Here is a 25331-nt window from a genome sequence, read left to right as displayed (position 1 = left end):
GAAATAATTTCTTTAGAAAATAAAAAGGTCACTCATTTTAGGAGTGACCTTAATAATACCATCAATGTTAATGATTGATGATTAATCTTGTTCTTGTTTTTTCAAAGCTGCACCGAGAATATCGCCAAGAGAAGCACCTGAGTCTGTAGAACCATATTGGGCGACAGCTTCTTTTTCCTCTGCAATTTCTAACGCTTTGATCGATACTGAAATTTTACGTGTTTTTTTATCAAATGCTGTGATGCGCGCATCAACCTTTTGTCCAATAGCAAAACGCTCAGGACGTTGTTCATCACGATCACGCGCGAGATCAGCACGCCGAATGGTTGTCTCAAGATTGTGATCAATCAATTTCACATCAATGCCATTTTCGTTAACAGCGATCACTTCACAGGTTACAACAGCCCCTTTTCGCAATTCGCCAGAAGCGGCGGCTTCTCCAACTTTATCGCTGGAAAGCTGCTTAATTCCAAGAGAGATACGCTCTTTTTCAATGTCAACATCCAAAACCACAGCTTTAACGATATCGCCTTTGTTGTAAGTATCAATGACTTGTTCACCTGGACGGTTCCAATCAAGATCAGAGAGATGAACCATACCGTCAACATCGCCTTCAAGCCCAATAAACAGACCAAATTCTGTTTTATTTTTAACCTCTCCCTCAATTTGTGAATTGACAGGAAATTTATTGGCAAAAGCTTCCCATGGATTTTCAAATGTTTGCTTTAAGCCAAGAGAAATACGCCGTTTAGAAGGATCAATTTCAAGAACAACCACTTCCACTTCCTGTGATGTAGACAGAATTTTTCCAGGGTGAACATTTTTCTTTGTCCAACTCATTTCAGAAACATGAATCAATCCTTCAATCCCTGGTTCAATTTCAACAAAACCACCGTAATCCGTAATGTTGGTCACAGCACCCGTAATTTTTTTACCAATCGGATAGCGGACACTGATGCTTTCCCAAGGATCACTTTCAAGCTGTTTCATTCCAAGAGAAATACGGTGCGTATCTTGATTAATGCGAATAATCTGAACTTTAATCGTTTGACCAATTGTAAGCACTTCAGATGGGTGGTTTACACGCCGCCATGCCATATCTGTAACGTGTAAAAGACCATCAATTCCACCAAGATCAACAAAGGCACCATAATCTGTGATATTTTTCACCACACCTTCAACGATTTGGTTTTCTTCAAGATTTTGTACAATTTCTGAACGTTGCTCAGCGCGGCTTTCTTCTAAGACTGTACGACGTGAAACCACAATATTGCCACGACGACGATCCATTTTCAAAATTTCAAAAGATTGTGCATTATGCATGAGAGGTGAAACATCACGAATGGGACGAATATCAACTTGGCTGCGCGGCAAAAAAGCAACAGCACCATCAAGATCAACTGTAAAACCACCTTTTACTTGGCTAAAGATAACGCCCTCAACGCGTGCACCAGCATTGAATTTTTCCTCTAAACGGACCCAACTTTCTTCGCGCCGTGCTTTTTCACGCGATAAAACAGCTTCGCCCATCGCATTTTCAATGCGTTCAATATAAACCTCAACTTCAGCGCCAACTTGCAAAGAACCATCTTTTGCTTTAGCTCCAAATTCTTTGAGAGGTATACGTCCTTCGACTTTAAGTCCAGCATCAATAATGGCCATGTCTTTTTCGATTGCAATAACACGACCTTTAACAACAGATCCTTCATTAAGATCATTGGTTTGAAAAGATTCTGTTAAAAGGGCTTCAAAATCCGCTGTTGTGGGATTGTATTGTGACATAAGAACTCCTAATATATACCTTATCTTATAAGGTATGAGCGCTAGGTTAGTGTTAACATGGGCAACCCCTTAGCCTTTTCCCTTGAATAAAGGAGGAAAAATTAGCGCTAGGCTGGGAGCCACCTTAATGAATTTATCCAATTATATGCATTTTTATGATTGGATCAATAAAAGCACATGCAATTGCAAATGTTGCTTCTATACTCAATTCTGACGTATCAAGCAAGTGGGCGTTTTTTGCTGGTTTTAGAGGGCTTTGTTTGCGTGTTATATCGCGACTGTCTCGCTGTTCAAGATCACTAAGAATTTCATGATAATTTGCTTGCCCCCCCTTTTCTAAAATTTCTTGGTAGCGACGTTTGGCACGTATCTGAACATTGGCTAGAACATAAAACTTGATATCGGCATCAGGACAAACGATCGTACCAATATCTCGCCCATCGAGCACACTTCCAGGTAAAGTTTTGGCAAAATTACGTTGTTTTTCGACAAGAATTTTGCGTACAGCAGGGTTAATCGCTATTTTTGAAGCCGCTTCACCAAGTTCATGAGAAGAAAGAAGAGCAGGATTTAAGGTATTAAAATCAAGTTCATTAGCACAAATGATAGCATTTTTTTCATCATTAAGAGCCAGTTTTTGTTGTAAAAGTGCATAAGCAACACCACGATAAGTAAGCCCTGTATCCAGATGATGAAGATGATAATGTGCAGCGATCTTGCGTGCTAAGGTCCCTTTGCCTGAGGCTGCAGGTCCATCAATGGCAATAACAAAAGGCTTCAAGCGATTTTTCCCCCAAGTTGTTTTATAAAAGGAATAAATTCCGGAAAACTCGTAGCAATCATTCGTTTATCATCAATGGTAACAGGTTTTTCTGATGCAAGCCCAAAAATGAGAAAACACATCGCAATTCGATGATCAAGATGTGTGGTAACATGTCCACCCCCCAAATTTTTAGCAGAGCCTTTCCCATAAACAACAAGAAAATCTTGACCTTCTTCACAGTCCACGCAATTAATTTTTAACCCTTGAGCAACAGCAGACAGCCGATCTGATTCTTTAACACGCAATTCTTCAATTCCTAGCATCACTGTTTTGCCTTCTGCAAAGGCTGCTGCAACCGCCAAAGCAGGATATTCATCAATCATCGATGGAGCACGTTCCTTCGGTACAGTAACACCTTTGAGAATCGATGATTTTATCTGTAGATCGGCAACATCTTCTCCACCTGTTTGGCGCTGATTCAAAAATTCAATTTGAGCGCCCATTTCCCACAATGTTTCAATAAGTCCTATTCGAGAATTGTTTATCAAAACATTTTCAATAGTGATATCAGAATCTTCTACAAGAAGGGCTGCGATAATTGGAAAAGCAGCAGAAGAAGGATCTCCGGGAATATGAATCGTTTGTCCAGTAAGATGGGGGTGACCGTGAAGATGAATCAAACGTGCTCCTTCTTTATCTCTTTCTATTTCAAGTTGAGCACCGAATGCTTTTAACATTTTTTCCGTATGATCGCGCGTGAGAACCGGTTCAATAACGGTTGTAATGCCAGCGGTATTCAGTCCAGCAAGGAGAACTGCCGATTTAACTTGAGAGGAAGCTATTGGGACACGGTAGCGAATCGGATTAGCCATTTTGGGGCCATAAAGCGTTAAAGGAAGGTGATCGCCATCTGTTGCTTCAATTTCCACCCCCATAAGACGCAGTGGATCAAGGATACGTCCCATAGGACGTTTAGAGAGAGAAGCATCACCCATAAAAGTTGTTTTCATATGATAGGGACCAACCATTCCCATAACCAAACGAGCACCTGTTCCAGCGTTTCCAAAATCTAAAGGTTTTTGTGCAGCTAAGAGGCAACCATTCCCTGTTCCTCGTACGATCCAGAAGTCATCTTTCTTAATCATACAGGCGCCCATAGCCTTCATAGCAGCAGCTGTATTGAGTACATCAGCGCTTTCAAGTAATCCGTGGATATATGTTTCACCATTTGCTAACCCTCCCAATATAAGAGAGCGGTGGGAGATTGATTTATCTCCTGGTATTCGAATTTTTCCAGAGAGACTACTCGATTTATAGGCGGTTATAGGGATTGCTTTTTGCATGGAAATTCTGTTTAATTCTATCTAACTTGTATGAAATTATGCATTCTTTAGCACATGCTTTAAAGGGCGTCATGAAAAAATCTACGTGGAACAGTATATTTATCTTTGACAAAGGCATTATTTTTCGATTAAGCACCATAAAATTTATCTTTTAATGGAATAGAGTTAATCAAAGAGGCACGGTTTATGGCAAAACAGGAACTTGGAACGAAACGTGTTGATCCAGAAACAGGAAAAAAATTTTACGATCTAAATCGCGACCCTATTGTGTCGCCTTATACAGGAATCTCTTATCCGCGTTCTTATTTTGAGGTTGCAGCAGCTGAAGCAAATAATGAAGAGGAAGTGGATACTGAAGAGCTTGATACAGCACTTGAAAAGTCTGCTTTTATGCTTCTTGAAGAGGATGATGATGGTTCTAAAGATGACGATCTTCCTGATCTGGAAGATAGTGATGTTGATCTTGGTGATGACGACGATACATTTTTATCTCACGATGATGACGATGAAGATGATGACGTTACCGATATTCTCGGAGGCGGCGTTTCTAATGATGACGACGCTTAAAAGAAGGCATCTTTTTCATTGAATGCAAATTCTTCTTGATCTTCAATTTTTCTCGTTTTAGAAAAGTTGAAATTATAGACTATTCTTTTGGGGAAAATTTGTTTTTAGGGGCTATAGCTCAGCTGGGAGAGCGCTTGCATGGCATGCAAGAGGTCAGCGGTTCGATCCCGCTTAGCTCCACCAAAAGAACCAGCTCTTCTCTCAAGGAATCAATCTATAGCAGAGAACGTGTGATCAATTTAAAAAGGTTATGGGCTATGTAACTATTAATCTATTAGTGCACGCTTCTTTCAGCATTATAATATATTTGTAATCATTTGTTGGATTGTGAAATTTTATTTTCATAGTAACGGAAAGTAAGTGACGTTTTTTATGCTTTGCATAGAAATAAGAAATGTATTGTTTATCTTACACATTGTTTTAAAAACAAAATTTTAACTCCCCTCCGCTACAACATTTCCGCAAAATTAATATATTGGTTATGGATATCTTGTTAATAGGTGCAAGCTACCTAAAATAAAAGCTCTAGAACAGGATATACTTCTCGATCATAGCGAATCAAAACTTTTTCCAGTGTTTTTAATCTTATCAAATGACCTACCAATTTAAAAAAAATCCCCACTTAAATAATGTTCACCAGCTCATTCCTGAGGTATGTTAATGCCTAAAGAACATATTGATTTATCATGATTAAATTATCTCCTCTATTCAATAATAATTCCGAACAGAGTATGCTTTTCTTATCATAAATCCTCACATATTAAATCAATGAAAATCGTTTCCTTAGCACATCATGAGCAAAGTTGAGGTATAGGAGCAAAGCGACGCTATCACACATTTTGCCCGCTCCCAATGTTACTTCATGCTAAAAGAAAATCTTGCCTTGATTATATGAAAGCAGTATATAGCTTCCCCCCTAAACAATAGGGGCGTACAATAAGATAACTTTTTAATTAATATGGAAAGTCTTCATCTCATACAATACTAAAGACTATTAGTCTTTTGGAAGGCTACAACTATACCTTTATACGAAGCAACATTTTTATGAAGCGATGCTCTTTCGTTTAATGCATTTCTCATTTTTTATATTGAATGTTTTACCCTTTTATGATGCTTGAATTGCATTTATTTTAATTGCTCTTTTATACGCTTAACAAATAAATATTCATGTCATAATCAAGCCAATCATGCGCATAATGAAATTTAAAAATTTCCTTCAATAATTTCTGTCATTTCGCCCAGAGTTAAATGCCAGCGTTCAATGGAAGATAGTATCCATTGTAAATTTTTTGAATAAATATACCTTCTTAAGGAGGACAAAAATATCAAGAGTGTCTTCAAATAGATTATGTCTTGCAAAAGCTTTCTGTCACTTGAGTTTATTTTAATTTGTTTCTTTAATAATCGGAAAAACGATACTGCCTTATCACCCCATAAGAAATTTTACTCTTGAACAATTTTATCCCATCAATTCATCAATTCCCTAATTGAGATTTTTAAAAATCTTTCCTAATGCCATCCACATCTCTTTAATTGCTGTGCATAGAGCTTAGACATCCTTGCCATACGCTGTGCTGCCTGTGAAAGTGCAGCATTAATATGTCCACCACTCCGCGCATAAGCACCATGCCCCATATGATAATTTAAATAAAGGCTATAGGCATCATCAAACCTCACCCCATTGCGCTGAACACTTTGGCGATGATACCAAGCAACAAAATCAGCAGCATCTGCAAAATTCGTACGCCATGCAAAAGACTTTCCTGTAGAGCGCAGATACATTGCCCATGTACTGTCAAGCGCTTGAGAATAACCATAAGCTGTCGACCGACGCTTCCATGGAATAAAACCAAGTAGTTTTTTGCGTGGAGGACGTGCATTATGACGAAAACTTGATTCCATATTAATAGTTGCCAGAATAATCGGCATAGGAATTCCATAACGCATTTCTGCTCTTTGAGATGCCCTACCCCAATTATCAAAAAAACCATTTTTTTGTGCTAGAATAGCGCAAGCATTGTTTGTGTGGATGGGAGTGGTTGTTGTGCACCCCCCTAGCAAAAACACCAGTGCCCCTAAAAACAAAAGGTGTCGCATATTCCCTATTCCTCTCGTTTAAGAAATAAAACAAGATAGGGATACTAAAAAATTATTACCAATCAATAAAGAACATGATCTGAACTTGTAATCGTTCAGAAGCTTGCTTTTCTTTATTCTTCATCAACCAAACGCAATGTTTGCGACTGAGCCGATGTTGTCATTTTTGTTGATTCTGAGTAATTTTCTTTTAATTCGACAGTTTCAATGCGATTTGCCCGTTTCATAATTTTGGAGGACGATATTAAAATTCCCTCTATATCTTCACCTACTTTGTGAAAGTGCTTCTGTAGTGCGCGAACACGTATATCCATTCGTCCAAAATCTTCCATCAATTTTGCCACTTCTGATTGAATTAAATGCGCTTGTTCACGCATCCGTGCATCTTTCATAATGGTTTGGACAACTTGAACAGAGAGCATCAACAAAGACGGTGAAACAATAATTACATGAGCTCTATTGGCTTTTTGTACCAATGGCTCAAAATCTTCATAAATTGTTGCAAAAATCGATTCCGATGGGACAAAAAGAAAAGCGGTGTCATGGGTTTCTCCAGGAATTAAATATTTTTGCGCAATATCACGGATATGGACTTCCATATCGGTACGAAATTGGCGTTCTGCCTCTTGGCGCTCTTGCTCTGATGCAGCTTTACGCAGAACATTCCAAGCCTCCAGAGGGAATTTAGCATCAACAACCAGAGATGGTGCTTTATTGGGCATATGAATAAGACAATCTGGGCGCTTTCCATTGGAAAGAACTGCCTGAAAAACATAAGCATTTGTTGGTAAGGCATCGGCAATAATAGCTTCCATTCGCCCTTGACCAAAAGTACCCCGTGTCTGCTTATTGCTTAAAATAGACTGCAACTGAACAACTTGTCCCGTAAGCGATTGAATATTATTTTGTGCCGCATCAATCACAGCTAAACGCTCTTGCAAACGATTCAAATTTTCATACGTTGATTTGGTCTGTACCTGAAGTGTTTGTCCCAAACTTGTTGTCATGCCATTGAGTTGCTCACTGAGTGATTTGTTCAATTCAGCTTGCCGTTGACCAAAAATTTCCGCCATCGTTTGCATGCGCCCTTGCATTTCAGCTTGTGTTTTGAGCAAAGTAGCCATTTGCTCTTGTGCTTCACGAGCACGCTTGGCAATTTCATTTTCCAAAAATGCTTTTTTTCGATGAGAATGTATCAGCATAAAAAATGCCAAACAGACAAATATCAATAAAAGCAAAAGTGTTAGTTCAGAAAAAAGCCCACCAGCCAGTATAGAAAAAAACGAATCAAACATGAGAAGTAATATAACGCCCTCATCGTAAAAAAGCGCAAAAATTTGTTATTCAATATTGACCCATACACAAGCATTGATTAATCTGTACCTTATGTCAATGAGATCTTTAGTTACTTTACCAGATCCAATTTTACGCGAAGTGTCCAAACCTATCGAGCATGTTGATGCAACCCTCCAAAAGCTTGCAGATGATATGTTGGAGACCATGTATTGCGCTAAAGGCATTGGTCTTGCTGCTATTCAGATTGGTATACCACTGCGCATATTAGTTATGGATGTCTCTCCAAATGAGGAACCGAAAAATCCGTTTGTCATTATCAATCCAGAAATTCTATGGCTTTCAGAAGAACGTAATATTTACAAGGAAGGTTGTCTTTCTATTCCTGACTATTTTGCAGAAGTTGAACGCCCTAAACGTCTGCGTGTTCGCTATCAGAACCGTGAAGGAAAACAGACAGAAATTGAAGCAGATGATCTGTTGGCAACTTGCTTACAGCATGAAATGGATCATTTAGATGGGCGTCTTTTTATTGATTATATCTCAAAAATCAAACGCGATATGGTGATACGAAAATTTAAAAAACGCGCAAAAGAAAAAAATACTCAGGAAGCAATTTTGTAATGGCATTACGGTTGAGTTTTATGGGAACACCCAGTTTTTCTGTTCCCGTTTTGCATGCTTTATTGGATGCTGGTCATGATGTTGTCGCTGTTTATAGTCAACCTCCTCGCCCAGCAGGACGTCGTGGTCTTAAACTCATCCCCTCACCCGTGCAAAATGCAGCAGAAGAAAAATCTATTCCTATCTTTACGCCCCAAACACTCAAAAAAGCCGAACAACAAGCCCAATTTGCAGCACTTCGTGTTGATGCTGCTGTTGTGGTTGCCTATGGACTCCTCTTACCAAAAGCTATTCTTGAAACACCGCGTTTTGGATGTTTTAATGCCCATGCTTCGCTTTTACCACGCTGGCGTGGTGCTGCACCTATTCAGCGTGCAATTATGGCTGGGGATAAGAAAACCGGGATGATGATTATGAAAATGGATGAAGGGCTTGATACAGGGCCTATTGCCCTTTCACACTCTATTCCCATCACTGATACAACCACTATGGGTGAACTGTCAAATAAGCTTTCATATATCGGCGCAGAACTTATGATAGAAACTCTATCAACTTTAGAAAAAGGACAACTCAAACTGACCCCCCAATCAGAAGAAGGCATCACCTATGCTGCCAAAATCAAAAAGGAAGAAACTCGCATTGATTGGACAAAATCTGCTGAATTTATTCATCGATATATTCGTGCACTCTCTCCCTTTCCTGGTTGCTGGTGTAACATGAATATCGTGGGACAAGAAGAACGCGTAAAAATTCTTGGAAGTCGTTTAATAACTGGTCCTTCTCTTGAAATTGGTCGAATAGAACCAAATTCTTTGATTGTCCATTGTGGACAAGGGCTCCTTGAAATAACCCACCTGCAAAGATCTGGTGGTAAAATCCTTGAGAGCGCAACCTTTTTGCGAGGTGCTCATATTTCTGCTGTTTTTTGATATGCCCCGTTTTAAACTTACTCTTGAATATGATGGATCAAATTATGCTGGCTGGCAGCGTCAAGCAGAGCTTCACACAATACAAGGAGCTCTTGAACAGGTGATTTTTCGCTTTAGTGGACAACAATTAACTATTACAACAGCGGGTCGAACGGATGCTGGGGTGCATGCTACGGGACAAGTTGCCCATGTTGATTTCATAAAAAACTGGCCTCCATATACTGTACGGGATGCGCTCAATGCTCTTTTACGCCAACAGGGAGAAGCGATTTCAATCTTAAATGTAGAAAATGTCCCTGATGACTTTGATGCACGATTTTCCGCTATCAAACGTCATTATCTTTTTAAAATTCTCAATCGTCGCTCTCCACCAGCCTTAAATGCCAAACGTGTGTGGTGGTTGCCAAAGCCTCTTGATGCTGAAGCTATGCATGAAGCCGCTCAAAAGCTTGTAGGACAACATGATTTTACAACTTTCCGTTCAGCACATTGCCAAGCCAAAAGCCCTATTCGGACCCTTGAACGCCTCGATGTGCAAAGAGAAGGTGAAGAAATCTTCCTTTATGCGCGAGCCCGCTCTTTTCTTCATCATCAAATCCGTTCATTCGCAGGAAGCCTCATGGAAGTGGGGATTGGACGTTGGACAACTCAAGATCTTGAAGCAGCTCTTCATGCTAAAGACCGTAAACATTGTGGTGTTGTTGCTCCCCCTTCAGGACTTTATTTAACCAAAGTAGAATATTAACTGTCTCACAAAAATGACTTTTTCAAAAACAATTAAGGCAGTTTATAAAAAGAACGAATTTCTTTGAAAGCTTCTGCTGCTGTATTGACAAATTTCACCAAATTAACATCCGTAGGAGCAATTGTACCTTGCGAAGCTAAATATTCAAAATTGACCGCATTGCTCCAAAATTCTTTGCCAAACAATAAAATTGGTACCTGTTTCATACGCCCTGTTTGTATTAAGGTTAACGTTTCAAACAACTCATCCAAGGTCCCAAATCCTCCAGGGAAAATAGCTAATGCTTTCGCTCGTACTAAAAAATGCATTTTTCGCATCCCCAAATAGTGAAAATTGAAACACAAATGCGGAGACACATATGCATTAGGCTCTTGCTCATGCGGTAAAATAATATTTAAGCCAACTGTTGGAGCACCAACATCACAAGCACCACGATTTCCTGCTTCCATGATCCCTGGTCCGCCCCCTGTAACAATCACAAATTCACGATATTCTGTTTTCGCTGAATAAAGGGAACACAAACGTGCAAATTCTCTGGCTTCATCGTAATAATGCGACATAGCATGCAAGTTTTTCTTTTGTATTTCATTTTTTGCAGCCCACGCTGCTTGCCCGGGTTCAGGAATACGTGCACCACCAAACAAAACAACTGTTGATTGAATATTATATTCTTTAAGTGTTATCTCTGGCTTTAAAAATTCAAGACCAATACGTTGTGAGCGCAGCTCTGGTCGCATCATAAAATCTTGATCGATATAGGCTAAACGATAAGTAGGTGAACACATTTGTGCTGAATTAGAAACTTTATGGATCTGTTGGAGAGCTTCTCTCGTGTGAAGAAGTGGTGTCCAATTTTCTTGTTCTTCTTTTCTTTTTTCTTTACAGCCTTTTTTCATGCACATGTCCTACTTTCTCATCGTTTTATTGACTGAAAACATTTCTTCGCGTAGGTCATAGAGAATAAATCTTGAAGCTTTCAACTTGTTTAACGGAACTCTCGTCATGACCCATCTCACACAACTTGAAATCATTATCGAAAAAGCATTTGATGATCGCGATTCTGTCAATACTACCACAAAAGGCGAAATTCGTGAGAGTGTCGAACACACATTGAACCTTCTTGATAAAGGTGAAATCCGTGTTGCAGAACGGCAAAAAAATGGACAATGGCATGTTCATCAATGGTTGAAAAAAGCTGTTTTGCTCTCTTTTCGGCTAAACCCAATGCAAATTATTGCTGGTGGAATCAATGGAACACATTGGTGGGATAAAGTTCCCTCAAAATTTTCTGGTTGGAAAGAAAATGATTTTCAAAAAGCGGGGTTTCGTTCCGTTCCTGGAGCAATTGCACGTCATTCTGCCTATATTGCACCAAACGTCATACTCATGCCATCCTTTATCAATCTTGGTGCTTTTGTCGATGAAGGAACAATGGTTGATACCTGGACAACCGTTGGTTCTTGTGCACAAATTGGCAAACATGTTCATCTTGCTGGTGGTGTTGGTATTGGTGGCGTTTTGGAACCTCTGCAAGCAAATCCAACAATTATTGAAGACCATTGCTTTATTGGCGCTCGCTCTGAAGTTGTTGAAGGCTGTATTATTCGTGAAGGTGCTGTTTTAGGCATGGGAGTCTTTATTGGGAAGTCTACAAAGATTATTGATCGTACAACAGGGGAAATTTTTATCGGTGAAGTACCAGCCTATTCAGTTGTTGTACCGGGGTCTCTTCCTGGAAAACCACTCCCTAATGGTGAAACAGGCCCAAACCTTTATTGTGCTGTTATTGTAAAACGTGTTGATCAAAAAACACGCGAAAAAACATCCATTAACGAGCTTTTACGTGATTAGATACCATGTTGATTGATAATGTCATTTATTGTTTTTCAACTTGAATAACACCCTCAAATACAAGGAGTCTCTTATTTCAAATCCTTGCATATTGAATTAATCGCTCTCATTTCCTTGCACATCACAAACGTAAGAAGTGTATGAGTAAGACACACCTTAATACACAGAGTAAAAATGTCCTTAATGAACGCTCTCAAACACCAAGAGCTATCATAACATTTTGAATGCGCAAAAAGTATGATGATAGCAGCACGCGTCTTTATGACATGTAAAGATGATCATGCCAAATGGGTTTTATGTCATTTACGGAGGCTTTAGATTATCCTTTTGACAAATACCATTGTGAAATGAGATCGGGTGTATTGAGAGATATTTCTTAAAAAAAAGGGAGCCAATATGCAACACCAATGTATTTTGTTTAAAGCATTCCATTTTACGTGAGCAACGTAACACAATGAAAAAACACACTATACCCAAAAATGTGAGGACTGAGAAATTGCCATTTAAGAAGCACTCTTTAAGAACCTGAACAATCAACAAAAGCAAAAGCGCAATCTAATGAGGAAAATACGCCTTTTTTCGTTATTTATTCATTTTAAGGGCTTGAATAAAAGCTGACTGAGGAATTTCTACCTTTCCAAATTGGCGCATCCGTTTTTTACCTTCTTTTTGCTTTTCCAACAGTTTACGCTTACGTGTCACATCGCCCCCGTAACATTTTGCTGTTACATCTTTACGCAAAGCACGAATTGTTTCGCGCGCTATAACTTTACCACCAATAGCCGCTTGAATTGGAATCTGAAACATATGCTGGGGAATAAGATCTTTCAGTTTTTCACACATGGAACGCCCACGCTTTTCCGCAATCGTGCGGTGCACAAGCATCGACAATGCATCTATAGATTCTCCATTCACCAAAATAGACATTTTAACTAAATCCCCCTCGGCATAATCCCTCATCTGATAATCAAAAGAAGCATACCCCTTTGAGATCGATTTTAAGCGATCATAAAAATCAAAAACAACTTCATTGAGTGGTAAATCATACGTCACCATAGCACGCGTTCCAACATAGGATAAACCAACCTGTATTCCACGCCGCTCTTGGCACAGCTCTAAAATTGACCCAAGATAATTATCAGGAGTCATGATTGTCGCTCGGATCCACGGTTCTTCGATAGAAGAAATTTTAACCACATCAGGCATATCTGCTGGATTGTGCAACTCTTTAACAGAACCATCATTCATATTCATACGATAAACAACCGAGGGTGCTGTCGCGATTAAATCCAAATTAAACTCACGCTCTAACCGCTCTTGAATAATTTCAAGATGAAGAAGCCCTAAAAAACCACACCGAAAACCAAACCCCAAAGCCGCAGATGTTTCCATTTCAAAAGAAAAACTCGCATCATTTAAGCGTAATTTGCCCATGGCTGCACGCAAATCATCAAAATCGGCAGCATCAATTGGAAAAAGTCCACAAAAGACAACTGGTTGCGCAGGCTTAAAACCAGGTAAAACATTTTCACAAGGACGACGCTCTTCAGTAATCGTATCGCCAACCCGTGTATCGGCAACCTCTTTGATAGAAGCAGTGATAAAACCAATCTCACCTGGTCCTAATTCATCAACCTGCACCATTTTAGGTGTAAACACCCCAACGCGCTCAACAGGATATTTTGCCCCTGTCCCCATCATACGAATGGTTTGGCCTTTTTTTAACACACCATCAATGACTCGCACTAAAACGATGACACCAAGATATGCATCATACCAACTATCAACCAACATTGCCTTCAAGGGATTTGCACCATCGCCTGTACGTGGAGGGGGTAATTGTGTAACAATTGCCTCCAAAACATCAGGGACACCCAAACCTGTTTTCGCTGATATTTCCACGGCCCCAGATGTATCAATGCCTATCACATCTTCAATTTGTTCTTTAACACGCTCAGGTTCTGCTGCTGGAAGGTCAACTTTATTGAGTACAACAACCAATTCATGGGAATTATCAATGGCTTGATAAACATTTGCTAATGTCTGTGCTTCCACCCCTTGGCTCGCATCTACCACCAACAGAGAACCTTCACAAGCTGCCAGTGACCGCGAAACTTCATAAGCAAAATCCACATGACCTGGTGTATCCATAAGATTTAAAATATAGGTCTCACCATCCTGTGCTTTATAGTGTAAACGTACTGTTTGTGCTTTAATAGTAATTCCACGTTCGCGCTCAATATCCATGGAATCGAGCACTTGTTCTTTCATCTCACGTGTGTCAAGCCCCCCTGTTATTTGAATCAAACGATCCGCTAAAGTGGACTTGCCGTGATCAATATGCGCCACGATGGAAAAATTACGAATATAATTACGATCTATTGTCATATAAGGCGATTTAGCAAAGAATAATATAAAACGCAAAGACCAATTATGTCTTATCGAGAACCTTTCAAAAGAATATTAACCCCAACAGCCTTTCAAAACATGAACTTCTCATAGCATAAAAAATAAGGCTTTTATTTAATAAATTAAATACCAAAGGGACTAAAATGATCTTTTTGCATCTTGTTTGATGACTCATAGGCTGGTAAGCCGCTACCATCACACACTTTTCCAACCTCCAATGTTGCGATAGTCCTTGATACTTGAAAGAATTTATAGAAGGCGTGCCTTTTTTATGCAATTTTAACCACATGGCTCTCGCTTATGGCGTGTAAGCAAATGATTGGGATTGATTTAACATGAAAAACATTTGAAATGAGAAAATTTTACAGTCTTCAGAGTTTTAACTCAATATAAATAATGTTATATTATCATTATAAATCAATATGTTGTATGAATATCGGGTGGACGCGTATATCACTTAAACTTTCGATAAAATTTGCGAGAAATGCTTTTTATTTGTATGCAATAATTTGCTTTTTTAGCAATCTTATATAAAATAAATGTATGTTGAAAGGGATCGTTTTCTTTTTAACGTTTAAAACTGTAGAAATAAGCTCTATTGCATAGAGTTTTTATGTACTTTTTGTACAACTCCTTTCTTCCTCCGTTAAAGATAAAAACATTAACTTTCTTCAAATAATTGGATAATATATTGATTTATAATGATCATTTATTGTTTTGTAATTTAAATGAAAACGCTGCAAGCAAAAAACGCATGCAATAAAATCATCATAGGAAAAGTGCATCGCTAATCAATTTTTTCAATTGCTTTACTTTTTTTACGCCATTGTGAAGGTTGTAATTCAGCAACAATGATCCCAATCAGAATAAACAAACCACCTAATAAAGCTAAAAGAGATAAATGCTCTCCAGCCAAACGCCCAACAATGCCAGCCCACACCGGTTCACCTGCGTAAATGAGTGTTGCACGCGTAGGGGAAATAGACTTTTGTGCCCAATTCATCGCCAATTGAATAATAGCACTCATTAATGCTAATCCCATACCGATACTAAACCATACCCACGAAAATTCAGGAATGCTTTCACCCATCAAAGGCATACAAGAAAATGAAAAAAAACCACTAAAGAATAACTGGATAATGGTTACACGCCGACTATCAACCTTGTTGGCAAAAATTCCGATGAGTATGACTTCTCCAGCAATCGCTAAAGCGCCCAATAACGTCAAAATTTCGCCTTTTGAAAAATCAAAACTTCCTGGCTTTTGTCCTGAAACAAGTACAAGCCCAATAAAAGCAAAAACAATACCAACCCAACAGGCAAAACGGGGAGGTTTTTTAAAAACAATCCATTGCAAGATTGGAACCATCGGAACATAAAGCGCTGTGATAAAAGCCGACTGACTACTAATAATCGTTTGAAGTCCAGCTGCTTGAAAAGCATAACCCAAAAACATGGATAAACCAATTGCCATCCCAGCAAAAACTTCATAAACAGTTATACCTTTTATAGAGCGCCAAAAAATTGCTCCACATATAAGGGAGGCAACAATAAAACGAAATCCAACAAAAAACAGAGGACCGCTATAGCGTACTGCAATGTGAATGACTAAAAATGTAATCCCCCACAATATTGTTGCAGCAAATATTGCCAATTCTGGTTTGCTTAATAAAGGATATTTAAACTGTTTGATATTCGTCATGAAAGACCTTCTCCTCCAATTTTCCGCACAATTTATGAAACAATAAGCGTTCCAACTCCCTGTTCAGTAAACAGCTCTAGTAAAACAGAATGAGGGGTTTTTCCATTCAAAATGACAACACCTTCCACACCATTTTGAAGGGCTTTCACACAAGTCTCTACTTTTGGAATCATGCCTCCTGAAATTGTTCCATTTTTGATAAGTTTCTCAGCTTCAGAAACTGTCAATTCTTTTAAAAGCTTACCCTGTTTATCCAAAACACCAGGAACATCAGTGAGAAATAAAAGACGTTTAGCTTCTAATGCACCCGCAATAGCTCCAGCAAAAATATCAGCATTAATATTATAGGTTTTACCATCCCGACCTGGAGCTACAGGAGCAAGAACTGGTATCATTTCAGAACACGCTAATAGATCCAGTAATGTACGATCAACTTCAATAGGTTCACCCACAAATCCCAAATCTAAAACACGTTCAATATGCGAATCAGGATCAATGACAGTTCTATAAGCCTTTTCGGCAAAAACCATATTGCCATCCTTTCCGCACAACCCTATTGCCCATTCACCCTCAGCATTGATGAGTGCAACAATCTCCTTATTGATGGAACCCGCCAAAACCATTTCAACCACTTCAACGATCCGTTCATCGGTTACCCGTAAACCGTTTTCAAATCGTGATTCAATCCCCATTTTCATTAAAATTTCAGCAATCTGAGGCCCTCCACCATGAACAACAACAGGATTAATCCCCGATTGCTTTAATAGAGCAATATCACGCGCAAATGCTCGTCCCAAAGCGGGATCACCCATAACATGACCGCCATATTTTACAACAACTGTTTCATTTTCGTATTTTTGCATATAAGGTAAAGCAGACGATAAAAATGCTGCTTGTTTTTCCAAAACATCAACAGCACTGTTTTTAGCATCATCCATTAATAGAGCCTCCTCATCACTTTTTACCATCCCTTAGTGAAATTTAGGAAAAGTGAAAACAATAAAACAAAGCTTTACTCTATCTATCCCCCTGAAAATCGTCAAATTTCCTTCAAATTACGAAAACGTAATAACGAGATGAAACAAGAAAACAACTTCCTCAATAAAATTAGCAACGAAAAATTAAATAAAATAAGCGCAAAAAACGTCATTATTTTATGATCTGATGTATAAAATTGAAGAGTAAAATTTTTAAGCTACACTGTACAGTCAACTTATTAGCTTACCCTTGTGGATACTTAACAATGAATAGGAATATATACAACCATTGATTTTGTGAAATAAAAATAAAATTTTCTTATAATAATAAAGTTAATATATCACCGACATAAAAATCGCTCAATTGCTTTATTTATATCTTATTTAAAATTGAACTTTCGAAAATATCAATGAAATAATTTACGAAAATGCACGTTATGGGGAGTTATAATAAACTGATTTATAATAATAATTTATATTTTTATAGCGTAAAAAAATAAGAAATTTGGGTAGAAGAATGTTTTGTCATTTTAACTCTCAAATTACAAATCAATCAAAACCATTGGTTTTCACATTAAAAATGAAATTGACACATGAACACCATATAAAGCTTATAATATAATTTGATTTATAATCATAATTTAACGTTATCCGAATAAAATGCCCTATATTTTAAAGCGGGCTGAGGTTAAGACTATGAAAATAGCACTTTATACAATCGATCATGAGAGGTTATATTATTGGGAATAAGATAGATTGCCCAACAGCTTTTGTAACCTTACTTGATCAGTTTTTGCCATTTTAAAATTTTATGATGGAGCTTTTAAAAAGAGTTTTGAGTAAAAAATCATAGACAAGAAAGATAAACACAAAATTTGGAACCTTTTCTTTTTCGTACAACATATTGATTTATAATGATAATTTACTATTTTGTGTGTTGAATGAGAGTCCCGAATAACGTAAGATTCTCTCATTTCAAATCTGTTTATGTTGAATCAATCAAAACCACTCCCTTGCACGTCAAAAGCGGGGCTGGCGTGTGGGTTAAAATTGTATAAGAAAGGACTAAAAATGGCTCTTATGAATCGGCTTAATGCAAGATCTGTCGCAACATTGGGGGCTGGCAAATATAATGATGGTGCCGGCTTGTTACTTCATAAGCGTAAAGATGGTGGTGCTCAATGGCTTTATCGTTATACCATTCACGGGCGTCGTCGCGAAATGGGCTTGGTGCCTTAAGAGATGTTTCTTTAAAACAAGCCCGTGAATTGGCAAACCAATGGCGTTCTGTTTAAAGAAAAATGTTCGTAAAAGATTTTGTCTGTAAATAACCTGGATTCTTACTGGGTCGGTTCCACCTGATAGCCGCTCATGTGATTTATTCACTGAAGCCTCTACAAAAAAGCCTAAGAACCTTGCACTTTCTAAAAACACTTCATGTGTGCAAGAGGCTTATGTGGCTTGTATTACCGCCTTAAATGACGATCTTTTATGGCACAAAAGATAAATGCCATTAACACTGGTATTATCAGTCATTCAGTGTATCCTTCTATGGATAAGCTCTTTTTAAAATGTTATAGGCATTTCAAAGCAAGGCTTATCCATAAAATTCATTAAATGTAAAAAACTCTGCGCAGCAGGAGCTTACACTTAAATTAATCGTTTCTCTTTTTTCTTTTCAAACCAAAAGAATGCTTCTCAAAGATAATAAAACAATCGAAAGTTTAACGAAAATAACCTTCCCAAAATATTTTCTCATGTACTCTGGAAACATTCACCTATTTTAACCGGAAATATTTTCAAAAAATTCTTTCATCCGTGAAAAAAAACCATGTGATTGTGGTGAATTCTCATGATTGGAAAGCTTTTCAAATTTTTGCAATAATTCACGTTGCTCTTGCGTAAGTTTCTGCGGTGTCTCAATCGTGATATGGATATAAAGATCACCCCTTGCTTGCTGACGACGCAACATAGGCATGCCTTTGCCTTTAAGACGGAATTGACGTCCATTTTGTGTCCCTTCTGGGATCTTAACACGTGCTTTAACACCATCAAGGTCAGAAACTTCAAACTCTCCTCCTAAAGCCGCTGTTACCATCGAAATAGGAACACGACAGTGAAGATCTGCTCCTTCTCGCTGAAAAAATTCATGCGGTTTAACAGAAAGGAAAATATAAAGATCACCATTAGGACCACCACGAATACCAGCATCACCCTCACCAGAAAGACGAATACGCGTCCCATCTTCAATACCAGCTGGAACATTCACGCTTAATGAACGTTTTTTCTCTATGCGTCGTGTCCCCTGACATTTGGGGCATGGATCCGTAATCGTTTCACCACGTCCATGACATGTAGGACATGTTCGCTCAATAGAAAAGAAACCTTGTGCAGCACGCACACGACCAGATCCATGACATGTTCCACAAACTTGCGGCCTAGAGCCCTTTCTCGCGCCTGAACCTTCACAAACATCGCACGTGACAGAACTAGGAATATTAATTTCTGCAGTTTTTCCTGAAAATGCCTCTTCTAAGGTCACTTCCATATTATAACTCAAATCTGCACCACGTTCGCGACCATCACCACGCTTACGGTGCACACCTCCCATCATCTCACCAAAAAAATCTTCAAAAATATCAGCAAATCCACCACCAGCAGCAAAACCGCTAAAGGGATTGCCTCCCCCTTGACCACTGCTATTTTCAAAAGCCGCATGACCAAATCGGTCATAAGCAGCACGCTTTTGGGGATCTTTAAGAACTTCATAGGCTTCGCCAATTTCTTTGAATTTTCGCTCTGCCTCTTTATCCCCGGCGTTGCGATCAGGATGATATTGCATTGCCAATTTACGAAAAGCAGATTTCAATTTTTTATCATCACATTCACGAGTCACGCCAAGAACTTCATAATAGTCAACCTTCATCATGTATTCCTGATAGTTTTTCTATCATCCACCTTTATGGATAATATCACTTTTAATTTATATTTTTAGCAACAAACTTGCAACTTATCTCAAATAATAAAGCCCAGCCTTATATTTCAAAGGCCGGGTTTATAAATTAATCAACACACATGCTGACACTATTTCTTCTTATCATTAACTTCTTCAAAATCAGCATCGACAACATCATCATTCTTTGTCTCTGTTTCAGTGTCAGCGCTCGCTGCTTGTGACGCTTCATACATAGCCTGCCCAAGCTTCATACTGACTTCTGCTAATTTTTGCATCTTTGTTGTTATTTCTTCCGTATCACTGCCTTCAAGCGCAGATTTCAAATCAGATATTGCTGTTTCAATCTGCCCCTTTTCTTCAGCTGATACTTTATCGCCATATTCATTGAGTGACTTTTCAGTTGAATGAATAAGAGCCTCCGCTTGATTTCTGGCTTCAACACCTTCACGGCGTTTTTTATCTTCAGCCGCGTGCTCTTCTGCATCCTGCACCATTTTTTCAATATCAGCATCACTTAAACCACCTGATGCCTGAATACGAATTTGATGCTCTTTACCTGTTCCCTTATCTTTGGCCGAAACATTAACAATACCATTCGCGTCAATATCAAAAGTAACTTCAATTTGCGGTATACCACGCGGTGCTGGAGGAATACCAACAAGATCAAATTGAGCCAATAACTTATTATCACTGGCCATTTCCCGTTCACCTTGGAAAACGCGAATCGTTACAGCACTCTGGTTATCATCAGCTGTTGAAAAAACTTGCGATTTTTTCGTCGGAATCGTGGTATTGCGCTCAATGAGACGTGTGAAAACGCCCCCCAATGTTTCAATCCCTAAGGATAAAGGTGTTACATCGAGCAGCAACACGTCCTTAACATCGCCTTGTAAAACGCCCCCTTGGATGGCAGCACCCATCGCAACCACTTCATCGGGATTAACACCTTTATGTGGATCCTTGCCAAAGAAGTTCTGCACAACTTGCTGAATCTTGGGCATACGCGTCATACCACCCACCAAAACAACTTCGTCAATCTCACCAGCCTTTAATCCAGCATCTTTCAATGCAGCTTTACAAGGCTCTATGGTACGCTGCACTAAATCATCAACGAGCGATTCAAATTTTGCCCGAGTCAATTTCATTGTTAAGTGCTTGGGACCTGATTGATCTGCCGTGATAAATGGTAAATTGATTTCTGTTTGCTGTGATGAAGAAAGCTCAATCTTTGCTTTTTCTGCCGCTTCTTTTAAACGCTGTAAAGCAAGTTTATCATTTTTCAGATCAATTCCTTGCTCTTTTTTGAATTCATCGGCAAAATAGCCAACCAAGCGCATGTCAAAGTCTTCACCCCCTAAGAATGTATCTCCATTGGTTGATTTAACTTCAAAAACACCATCTCCAATTTCAAGGACTGAAATATCAAATGTACCACCACCAAGGTCGTAAACAGCAATTGTTTTGCCGTCCTTTTTGTCTAAACCATAAGCTAAAGCAGCAGCAGTTGGCTCATTAATAATCCGTAAAACTTCAAGTCCAGCAATTTTACCCGCATCTTTAGTCGCTTGACGTTGTGCATCATTAAAATAAGCAGGAACGGTAATAACTGCTTGCTCAACTTTTTCACCAAGATAAGATTCAGCTGTTTCTTTCATCTTTTGCAGAATCATCGCTGAAATTTGCGATGGAGAATATTTCTTACCCGCTTCTTCAACCCATGCATCGCCATTGTCACCTTTAACAATTTTATAAGGCACAAGTGCTTTATCTTTTTCAACCATAGGGTCATCAAAACGGCGACCTATCAAACGTTTCACTGCAAAAACTGTCCCTTCAGGGTTTGTGACTGCCTGACGTTTAGCAGGCTGTCCAACAAGCCGCTCTCCCCCATCCGTAAAGGCAACAACGGAAGGTGTTGTCCGCGCTCCTTCTGAGTTTTCGATAACTTTTGCGTTTTTGCCATCCATAACAGCCACACAAGAGTTCGTCGTCCCCAAATCAATACCAATTACTTTTGCCATATTATAATCTCCATTCAGCAAGCTACCTCAACCTTCATAAAGCATCTTTTTAAGATAGCTCCTCATAACACTCAAAGCCCGTATTCTGCTTCAAGCAACATAAATAATAATAAATCGCAAGTCGCCAACAAGCCTCGCTGTCCCGTATATAAGAACAGGATTTTATTGCTACAAGAGAATAATGAGAGAAACATCTCCAAAATAAAAAATTTCTTTTAAAATAGGCACTCTAATAACCCATAAATACCATATTTATGAAAGACTCGAGATCATCATATATTTTTCCCGCAATTCTCAACAAACATATCTGTCTATAAAAATAAAAAGAATCATTGAACACGCGCTCTTGATCTCTCATCATGAAGTAAGAAATACTGACACAAAAGCTTTTTAAAAATATCGCTTAAAGGCGAATACTTATCTCATAAAATAGTATAAACCTTCCTTAAGACTATAAAATAGCCATCATATCTTATGAACCTATTTTTTATAAACCTCCTTCAAGTATTAAACGGTACTTTTCCAAATGCTCATATTGATAACGATATCTTTGATCGATCTCCTCTTACAAAATTCTTCTTCTAATAGACTCATCGTTCATTACTATTTGAAAGCTGTGCTTTAAATTCACCGAAAAAGCTTTTTCTTAACTGTATCCTTCTAAAATTCGAAAATATATAATAATGCCTCTGTATAAACGCTTTAAAGTACCAAGAGCTGTCGTAACGCTAAGAGTTTATAAAGTTTATGATCTTTCTGTATTGTATCTTTATTCAGTAGAATAATAGTGGATCGTAAATTTTTAGCATTTACAAATACTTTTGTGAGATGAACACAGAAATGTTGCGAGATGTTTTGCCTTTGTAAACATGACTTTCTTTCTTTAATATTCAAGAATTCTATGATTTCTATTCTCATATTAAATCAATTTTATTTTAGTAATTCTTTGCTTTTATTTTAAATAAAAAATCTGCTAAAATAAAAAAACAATTTAAATTGTGAGTCTTATGAAGGAGGGTGAATCAATGGTAACATCTATTATTAAGAAAATAACAAATCTCATCTTTAAGAATACAATACATGCACTATTTCCGTATAAAAAGGTTATCGCAAGTATCGTGTGTGCTCTTCTTTTTGCTGGTGTAACCCTACCAGCAAGTGCTCAGCAATATAAACTTGGTGACATAGAAATTCTCAATCCTTGGGTACGCGAAACACCTAAAGGTGCAAAAGTTAGTAGCGGTTATTTTTATATTATTAATCACAGTAATACCCCAGATCGTTTAGTTTCTATTTCCACAAACGGCGTAAAAACAACAGAAATGCACACTATGGCCGTTGTTAATGATATTATGAAAATGGAAAAAATGCATAATGGCATTGAAATTCCGGGAAATGGCGAAGTCACACTCAAGCCCGGGGGTGATCATATTATGTTTATGGGGCTTTCACAACCCTTCAAGCTAGGTGATAAAATTAGCGCAAAATTGACATTTGAGAACGCAGGAACCATTGATGTTGATTTCTCTGTAAACGCTATGAAAACAACCTCACCTTCCAAATCCACTCCTGCTCATTAAGCCCTTTTTATTATAGACACACATTTTATAAAATGAAGAAGCGTGAAATTGTTTACGCTTCTTCATTTTGTTTAATGCCATAACATAAGCAAAAAATTATCCTCTTTGAGGCATCAAAGATGATCAACTTCAGGAATACGTAAAACTTGTCCAGGATAAATTTTATCAGGAGATTTTAGCATTGGTTTATTGGCTTCAAAAATAAATGTGTTTTTATTCCCTTGCCCTTTTCCATAAACTTCTTCAGCAATTTTCCAAAGATTATCACCAGACTTAACCTCATAAAAACGAGACGTTTTTTTAGGAGTCGTATCGATAACCTTTAATTGCTCAACATCCACAGAAGAAATACCTTGTGAATTACCAACAACCAGAAGTGCTTTTTCAAGTGTTTCCCTATCTGGAACCTCACCGCTTAAAATAGCTTTACCATCTTCAACTTGAATATTGACTTTTTCTGTATCAAGTTGAAAACGATCAAATGCGGACTTAAAGTCTTTTTCCTTTGGCTCATGCTCCCCTATACCTAACTTTTCCCCTACAGTTTTAATGAAATTAAAAAATCCCATTATGACCTCCTTTCGTGTAGCAGAAACAAATTTTTGTGCATATATTGCCACATTCTTGTCTTTGCTCTTAAAACACATAGGTGGATTTTCTAAACTTCAACAATCAAAACTAAACATGTTCAATTTTGGGACAAAGACAAGAATAAACTTTGCAATAAATTTTAATAAAAAAAGCCTTTATGCAAATTTTCTCTCAAACGAAGGGATCTTAATAGACGGAGAAACATTATAAATTATGAAAGCAAAACAAGATTTTACAGGAATAACAAAAGGTTTTTTACTTTGCTACAATTTGTATCATATTTGTTTTGCAAAAAAAATGTGAACTCCCATATAAATAAGTGTGGGTAATTTGCTACCGCAGCAATAGAAAGGTCTAAGAAACCATGAAAGATACACCAACAATCACGCAAACGATTGTACTTGTTGATGATGATCGCAATATTTTGACATCTCTATCTTTTGCGCTTGAGACAGAAGGATATCGGGTTGAAAGCTATACAGATGGAGCATCTGCACTCAAAGGTCTCACACTTCACCCCCCACATTTAGCTATTTTTGATATTAAAATGCCCCGAATGGATGGGATGGAGCTCTTGCGTCGTTTACGTCAAAAATCTGATCTTCCCGTTATTTTTCTTACCTCCAAAGATGATGAAATTGATGAATTATTTGGTCTCAAAATGGGAGCTGATGATTTTATTACGAAACCTTTCTCCCAACGTCTTCTCATCGAGCGCGTGAAAGCTATTTTGCGCCGTTCCAATGCACGGAACCAACCACTTTCTACAGGAACTTCTTCCACCTCTTCTCTCAAACGTGGAGATCTTGTAATGGATCAAGAACGTCATACCTGTACTTGGAAAGATAAACCTGTTATTTTAACTGTTACGGAATTTTTGATTCTGCAAACCCTCGCACAAAGACCAGGCGTTGTAAAAAGTCGTGATGCCTTAATGGATGCTGCCTATAGTGATCAGGTCTACGTAGATGATCGCACCATTGATAGTCATATTAAACGTCTGCGTAAAAAATTTAAACAAGTGGATGATGATTTTGCAATGATTGAAACACTTTATGGTGTAGGTTATCGCTTTCACGAGGTGTAAAACTGCTTTGTCGC

Annotated in this window: 19 protein-coding genes, 1 tRNA gene and 1 pseudogene; 9 read left to right on the top strand and 12 right to left on the bottom strand. The window is 38.2% G+C overall.

Translation table 11 applies throughout. The annotated features are described in order from the left end of the window. Positions 1–81: 81 nt before the first annotated feature. From rpsA to aroA, 3 genes are all read right to left on the bottom strand, one after another. Positions 82–1782 (bottom strand): 30S ribosomal protein S1, encoded by a 1701-nt coding sequence (gene rpsA, locus NNJ73_RS03360; protein ID WP_254492718.1) that lies wholly within the window; start codon positions 1780–1782, stop codon positions 82–84. A gap of 133 nt (positions 1783–1915) precedes the next feature. Further along, positions 1916–2563: a (d)CMP kinase gene (gene cmk / locus NNJ73_RS03355; RefSeq protein WP_254492717.1), complete on the bottom strand. Its 648-nt coding sequence runs from the start codon at positions 2561–2563 to the stop codon at positions 1916–1918. Next, positions 2560–3888, bottom strand: a complete 1329-nt coding sequence (gene aroA / locus NNJ73_RS03350; protein ID WP_254492716.1) for a 3-phosphoshikimate 1-carboxyvinyltransferase — start codon at positions 3886–3888, stop codon at positions 2560–2562. Before aroA ends, cmk begins: the two co-directional genes overlap by 4 nt. 186 nt (positions 3889–4074) lie before the next feature. Here aroA and NNJ73_RS03345 point away from each other — a divergent pair, with 186 nt between their 5' ends. Then, complete coding sequence (locus NNJ73_RS03345; RefSeq protein ID WP_100129789.1) at positions 4075–4455, top strand: TIGR02300 family protein; 381 nt, start codon at positions 4075–4077, stop codon at positions 4453–4455. Between the two features lie 107 nt (positions 4456–4562). Next, positions 4563–4638 (top strand) — tRNA-Ala (locus NNJ73_RS03340). Positions 4639–5964: 1326 nt separating this feature from the next. On the opposite strand, the gene NNJ73_RS03335 is transcribed toward NNJ73_RS03340, so the two are convergent. Beyond that, complete coding sequence (locus tag NNJ73_RS03335) at positions 5965–6552, bottom strand: hypothetical protein (protein ID WP_254492715.1); 588 nt, start codon at positions 6550–6552, stop codon at positions 5965–5967. Between the two features lie 113 nt (positions 6553–6665). Continuing rightward, positions 6666–7847 carry a DNA recombination protein RmuC gene (locus NNJ73_RS03330; RefSeq protein WP_254492714.1) on the bottom strand — a complete coding sequence of 394 codons (1182 nt, stop codon included), beginning with the start codon at positions 7845–7847 and terminating at the stop codon, positions 6666–6668. A 91-nt stretch (positions 7848–7938) separates the two neighbouring features. Between NNJ73_RS03330 and def the strand changes: the two genes are divergently transcribed. The 3 genes from def to truA are packed head-to-tail and all read left to right on the top strand — an operon-like array spanning position 7939 to position 10143. Further along, entirely contained in the window at positions 7939–8469 is a 531-nt protein-coding gene (gene def / locus NNJ73_RS03325) for a peptide deformylase (RefSeq protein ID WP_254492713.1), read from the top strand. After that, positions 8469–9398 carry a methionyl-tRNA formyltransferase gene (fmt, locus tag NNJ73_RS03320; RefSeq protein WP_254492712.1) on the top strand — a complete coding sequence of 310 codons (930 nt, stop codon included), beginning with the start codon at positions 8469–8471 and terminating at the stop codon, positions 9396–9398. The genes def and fmt overlap by 1 nt, the downstream gene beginning before the upstream one ends. Before the next feature lies 1 nt (position 9399). Next, positions 9400–10143 carry a tRNA pseudouridine(38-40) synthase TruA gene (truA, locus tag NNJ73_RS03315; protein ID WP_254492711.1) on the top strand — a complete coding sequence of 248 codons (744 nt, stop codon included), beginning with the start codon at positions 9400–9402 and terminating at the stop codon, positions 10141–10143. 32 nt (positions 10144–10175) lie between these two features. Here truA and NNJ73_RS03310 read toward each other — a convergent pair whose 3' ends face one another. Beyond that, entirely contained in the window at positions 10176–11039 is an 864-nt protein-coding gene (locus NNJ73_RS03310) for an LOG family protein (RefSeq protein ID WP_254492710.1), read from the bottom strand. 106 nt (positions 11040–11145) lie between these two features. Here NNJ73_RS03310 and dapD point away from each other — a divergent pair, with 106 nt between their 5' ends. Continuing rightward, entirely contained in the window at positions 11146–11994 is an 849-nt protein-coding gene (gene dapD, locus NNJ73_RS03305; RefSeq protein WP_254492709.1) for a 2,3,4,5-tetrahydropyridine-2,6-dicarboxylate N-succinyltransferase, read from the top strand. Between the two features lie 582 nt (positions 11995–12576). On the opposite strand, the gene lepA is transcribed toward dapD, so the two are convergent. The 3 genes from lepA to argB form a co-directional block, all read right to left on the bottom strand. Further along, positions 12577–14382, bottom strand: coding sequence for a translation elongation factor 4 (gene lepA / locus NNJ73_RS03300; RefSeq protein ID WP_254492708.1), 1806 nt, complete (start codon positions 14380–14382; stop codon positions 12577–12579). Between the two features lie 808 nt (positions 14383–15190). Then, on the bottom strand, positions 15191–16105 hold the full coding sequence (locus NNJ73_RS03295; RefSeq protein ID WP_254492707.1) for a DMT family transporter: 915 nt from the start codon (positions 16103–16105) through the stop codon (positions 15191–15193). 32 nt (positions 16106–16137) lie between these two features. Beyond that, complete coding sequence (gene argB, locus NNJ73_RS03290; protein WP_254492706.1) at positions 16138–17043, bottom strand: acetylglutamate kinase; 906 nt, start codon at positions 17041–17043, stop codon at positions 16138–16140. Positions 17044–18153: 1110 nt separating this feature from the next. On the opposite strand from argB, the pseudogene NNJ73_RS03285 reads away from it, so the two are divergent. After that, positions 18154–18374 (top strand): annotated as a pseudogene (locus tag NNJ73_RS03285) (Arm DNA-binding domain-containing protein); the annotation flags it as partial. A 491-nt stretch (positions 18375–18865) separates the two neighbouring features. On the opposite strand, the gene dnaJ reads toward NNJ73_RS03285, so the two are convergent. Next, positions 18866–20008, bottom strand: a complete 1143-nt coding sequence (dnaJ, locus tag NNJ73_RS03280; RefSeq protein WP_305883330.1) for a molecular chaperone DnaJ — start codon at positions 20006–20008, stop codon at positions 18866–18868. 158 nt (positions 20009–20166) lie between these two features. Beyond that, positions 20167–22059: a molecular chaperone DnaK gene (gene dnaK, locus NNJ73_RS03275; protein WP_254492704.1), complete on the bottom strand. Its 1893-nt coding sequence runs from the start codon at positions 22057–22059 to the stop codon at positions 20167–20169. Positions 22060–23084: 1025 nt separating this feature from the next. Between dnaK and NNJ73_RS03270 the strand changes: the two genes are divergently transcribed. Further along, the gene (locus NNJ73_RS03270) at positions 23085–23639 is read left to right on the top strand and encodes a copper chaperone PCu(A)C (RefSeq protein WP_254492703.1); all 555 of its coding nucleotides are present in this window, start codon (positions 23085–23087) and stop codon (positions 23637–23639) included. A 113-nt stretch (positions 23640–23752) separates the two neighbouring features. Here the strand turns inward: NNJ73_RS03270 and lysM are convergent, their stop codons facing one another. Continuing rightward, positions 23753–24208, bottom strand: coding sequence for a peptidoglycan-binding protein LysM (gene lysM / locus NNJ73_RS03265; protein ID WP_254492702.1), 456 nt, complete (start codon positions 24206–24208; stop codon positions 23753–23755). A 386-nt stretch (positions 24209–24594) separates the two neighbouring features. Between lysM and NNJ73_RS03260 the strand changes: the two genes are divergently transcribed. After that, positions 24595–25317 (top strand): response regulator transcription factor, encoded by a 723-nt coding sequence (locus NNJ73_RS03260; RefSeq protein ID WP_005774392.1) that lies wholly within the window; start codon positions 24595–24597, stop codon positions 25315–25317. Positions 25318–25331: the final 14 nt, after the last annotated feature.

The organism is Bartonella sp. B1099, from assembly GCF_944801835.1.
GTDB lineage: Bacteria > Pseudomonadota > Alphaproteobacteria > Rhizobiales > Rhizobiaceae > Bartonella.
This window is presented reverse-complemented; position numbering and strand designations above follow the sequence as displayed.

What these genes read in the sequence shown, in the direction of transcription:
- rpsA (WP_254492718.1), bottom strand. Translation starts at nt 1,782, where the DNA reads ATGTCACAATACAATCCCACAACAGCGGATTTTGAAGCCCTTTTAACA.
- NNJ73_RS03310 (WP_254492710.1), bottom strand. Translation starts at nt 11,039, where the DNA reads ATGAAAAAAGGCTGTAAAGAAAAAAGAAAAGAAGAACAAGAAAATTGG.
- dapD (WP_254492709.1), top strand. Translation starts at nt 11,146, where the DNA reads ATGACCCATCTCACACAACTTGAAATCATTATCGAAAAAGCATTTGAT.
- NNJ73_RS03270 (WP_254492703.1), top strand. Translation starts at nt 23,085, where the DNA reads ATGGTAACATCTATTATTAAGAAAATAACAAATCTCATCTTTAAGAAT.
- NNJ73_RS03330 (WP_254492714.1), bottom strand. Translation starts at nt 7,847, where the DNA reads ATGTTTGATTCGTTTTTTTCTATACTGGCTGGTGGGCTTTTTTCTGAA.
- NNJ73_RS03345 (WP_100129789.1), top strand. Translation starts at nt 4,075, where the DNA reads ATGGCAAAACAGGAACTTGGAACGAAACGTGTTGATCCAGAAACAGGA.
- aroA (WP_254492716.1), bottom strand. Translation starts at nt 3,888, where the DNA reads ATGCAAAAAGCAATCCCTATAACCGCCTATAAATCGAGTAGTCTCTCT.
- dnaJ (WP_305883330.1), bottom strand. Translation starts at nt 20,008, where the DNA reads ATGAAGGTTGACTATTATGAAGTTCTTGGCGTGACTCGTGAATGTGAT.
- fmt (WP_254492712.1), top strand. Translation starts at nt 8,469, where the DNA reads ATGGCATTACGGTTGAGTTTTATGGGAACACCCAGTTTTTCTGTTCCC.
- def (WP_254492713.1), top strand. Translation starts at nt 7,939, where the DNA reads ATGTCAATGAGATCTTTAGTTACTTTACCAGATCCAATTTTACGCGAA.
- lepA (WP_254492708.1), bottom strand. Translation starts at nt 14,382, where the DNA reads ATGACAATAGATCGTAATTATATTCGTAATTTTTCCATCGTGGCGCAT.
- NNJ73_RS03260 (WP_005774392.1), top strand. Translation starts at nt 24,595, where the DNA reads ATGAAAGATACACCAACAATCACGCAAACGATTGTACTTGTTGATGAT.
- truA (WP_254492711.1), top strand. Translation starts at nt 9,400, where the DNA reads ATGCCCCGTTTTAAACTTACTCTTGAATATGATGGATCAAATTATGCT.
- dnaK (WP_254492704.1), bottom strand. Translation starts at nt 22,059, where the DNA reads ATGGCAAAAGTAATTGGTATTGATTTGGGGACGACGAACTCTTGTGTG.
- lysM (WP_254492702.1), bottom strand. Translation starts at nt 24,208, where the DNA reads ATGGGATTTTTTAATTTCATTAAAACTGTAGGGGAAAAGTTAGGTATA.
- NNJ73_RS03295 (WP_254492707.1), bottom strand. Translation starts at nt 16,105, where the DNA reads ATGACGAATATCAAACAGTTTAAATATCCTTTATTAAGCAAACCAGAA.
- NNJ73_RS03335 (WP_254492715.1), bottom strand. Translation starts at nt 6,552, where the DNA reads ATGCGACACCTTTTGTTTTTAGGGGCACTGGTGTTTTTGCTAGGGGGG.
- argB (WP_254492706.1), bottom strand. Translation starts at nt 17,043, where the DNA reads ATGGATGATGCTAAAAACAGTGCTGTTGATGTTTTGGAAAAACAAGCA.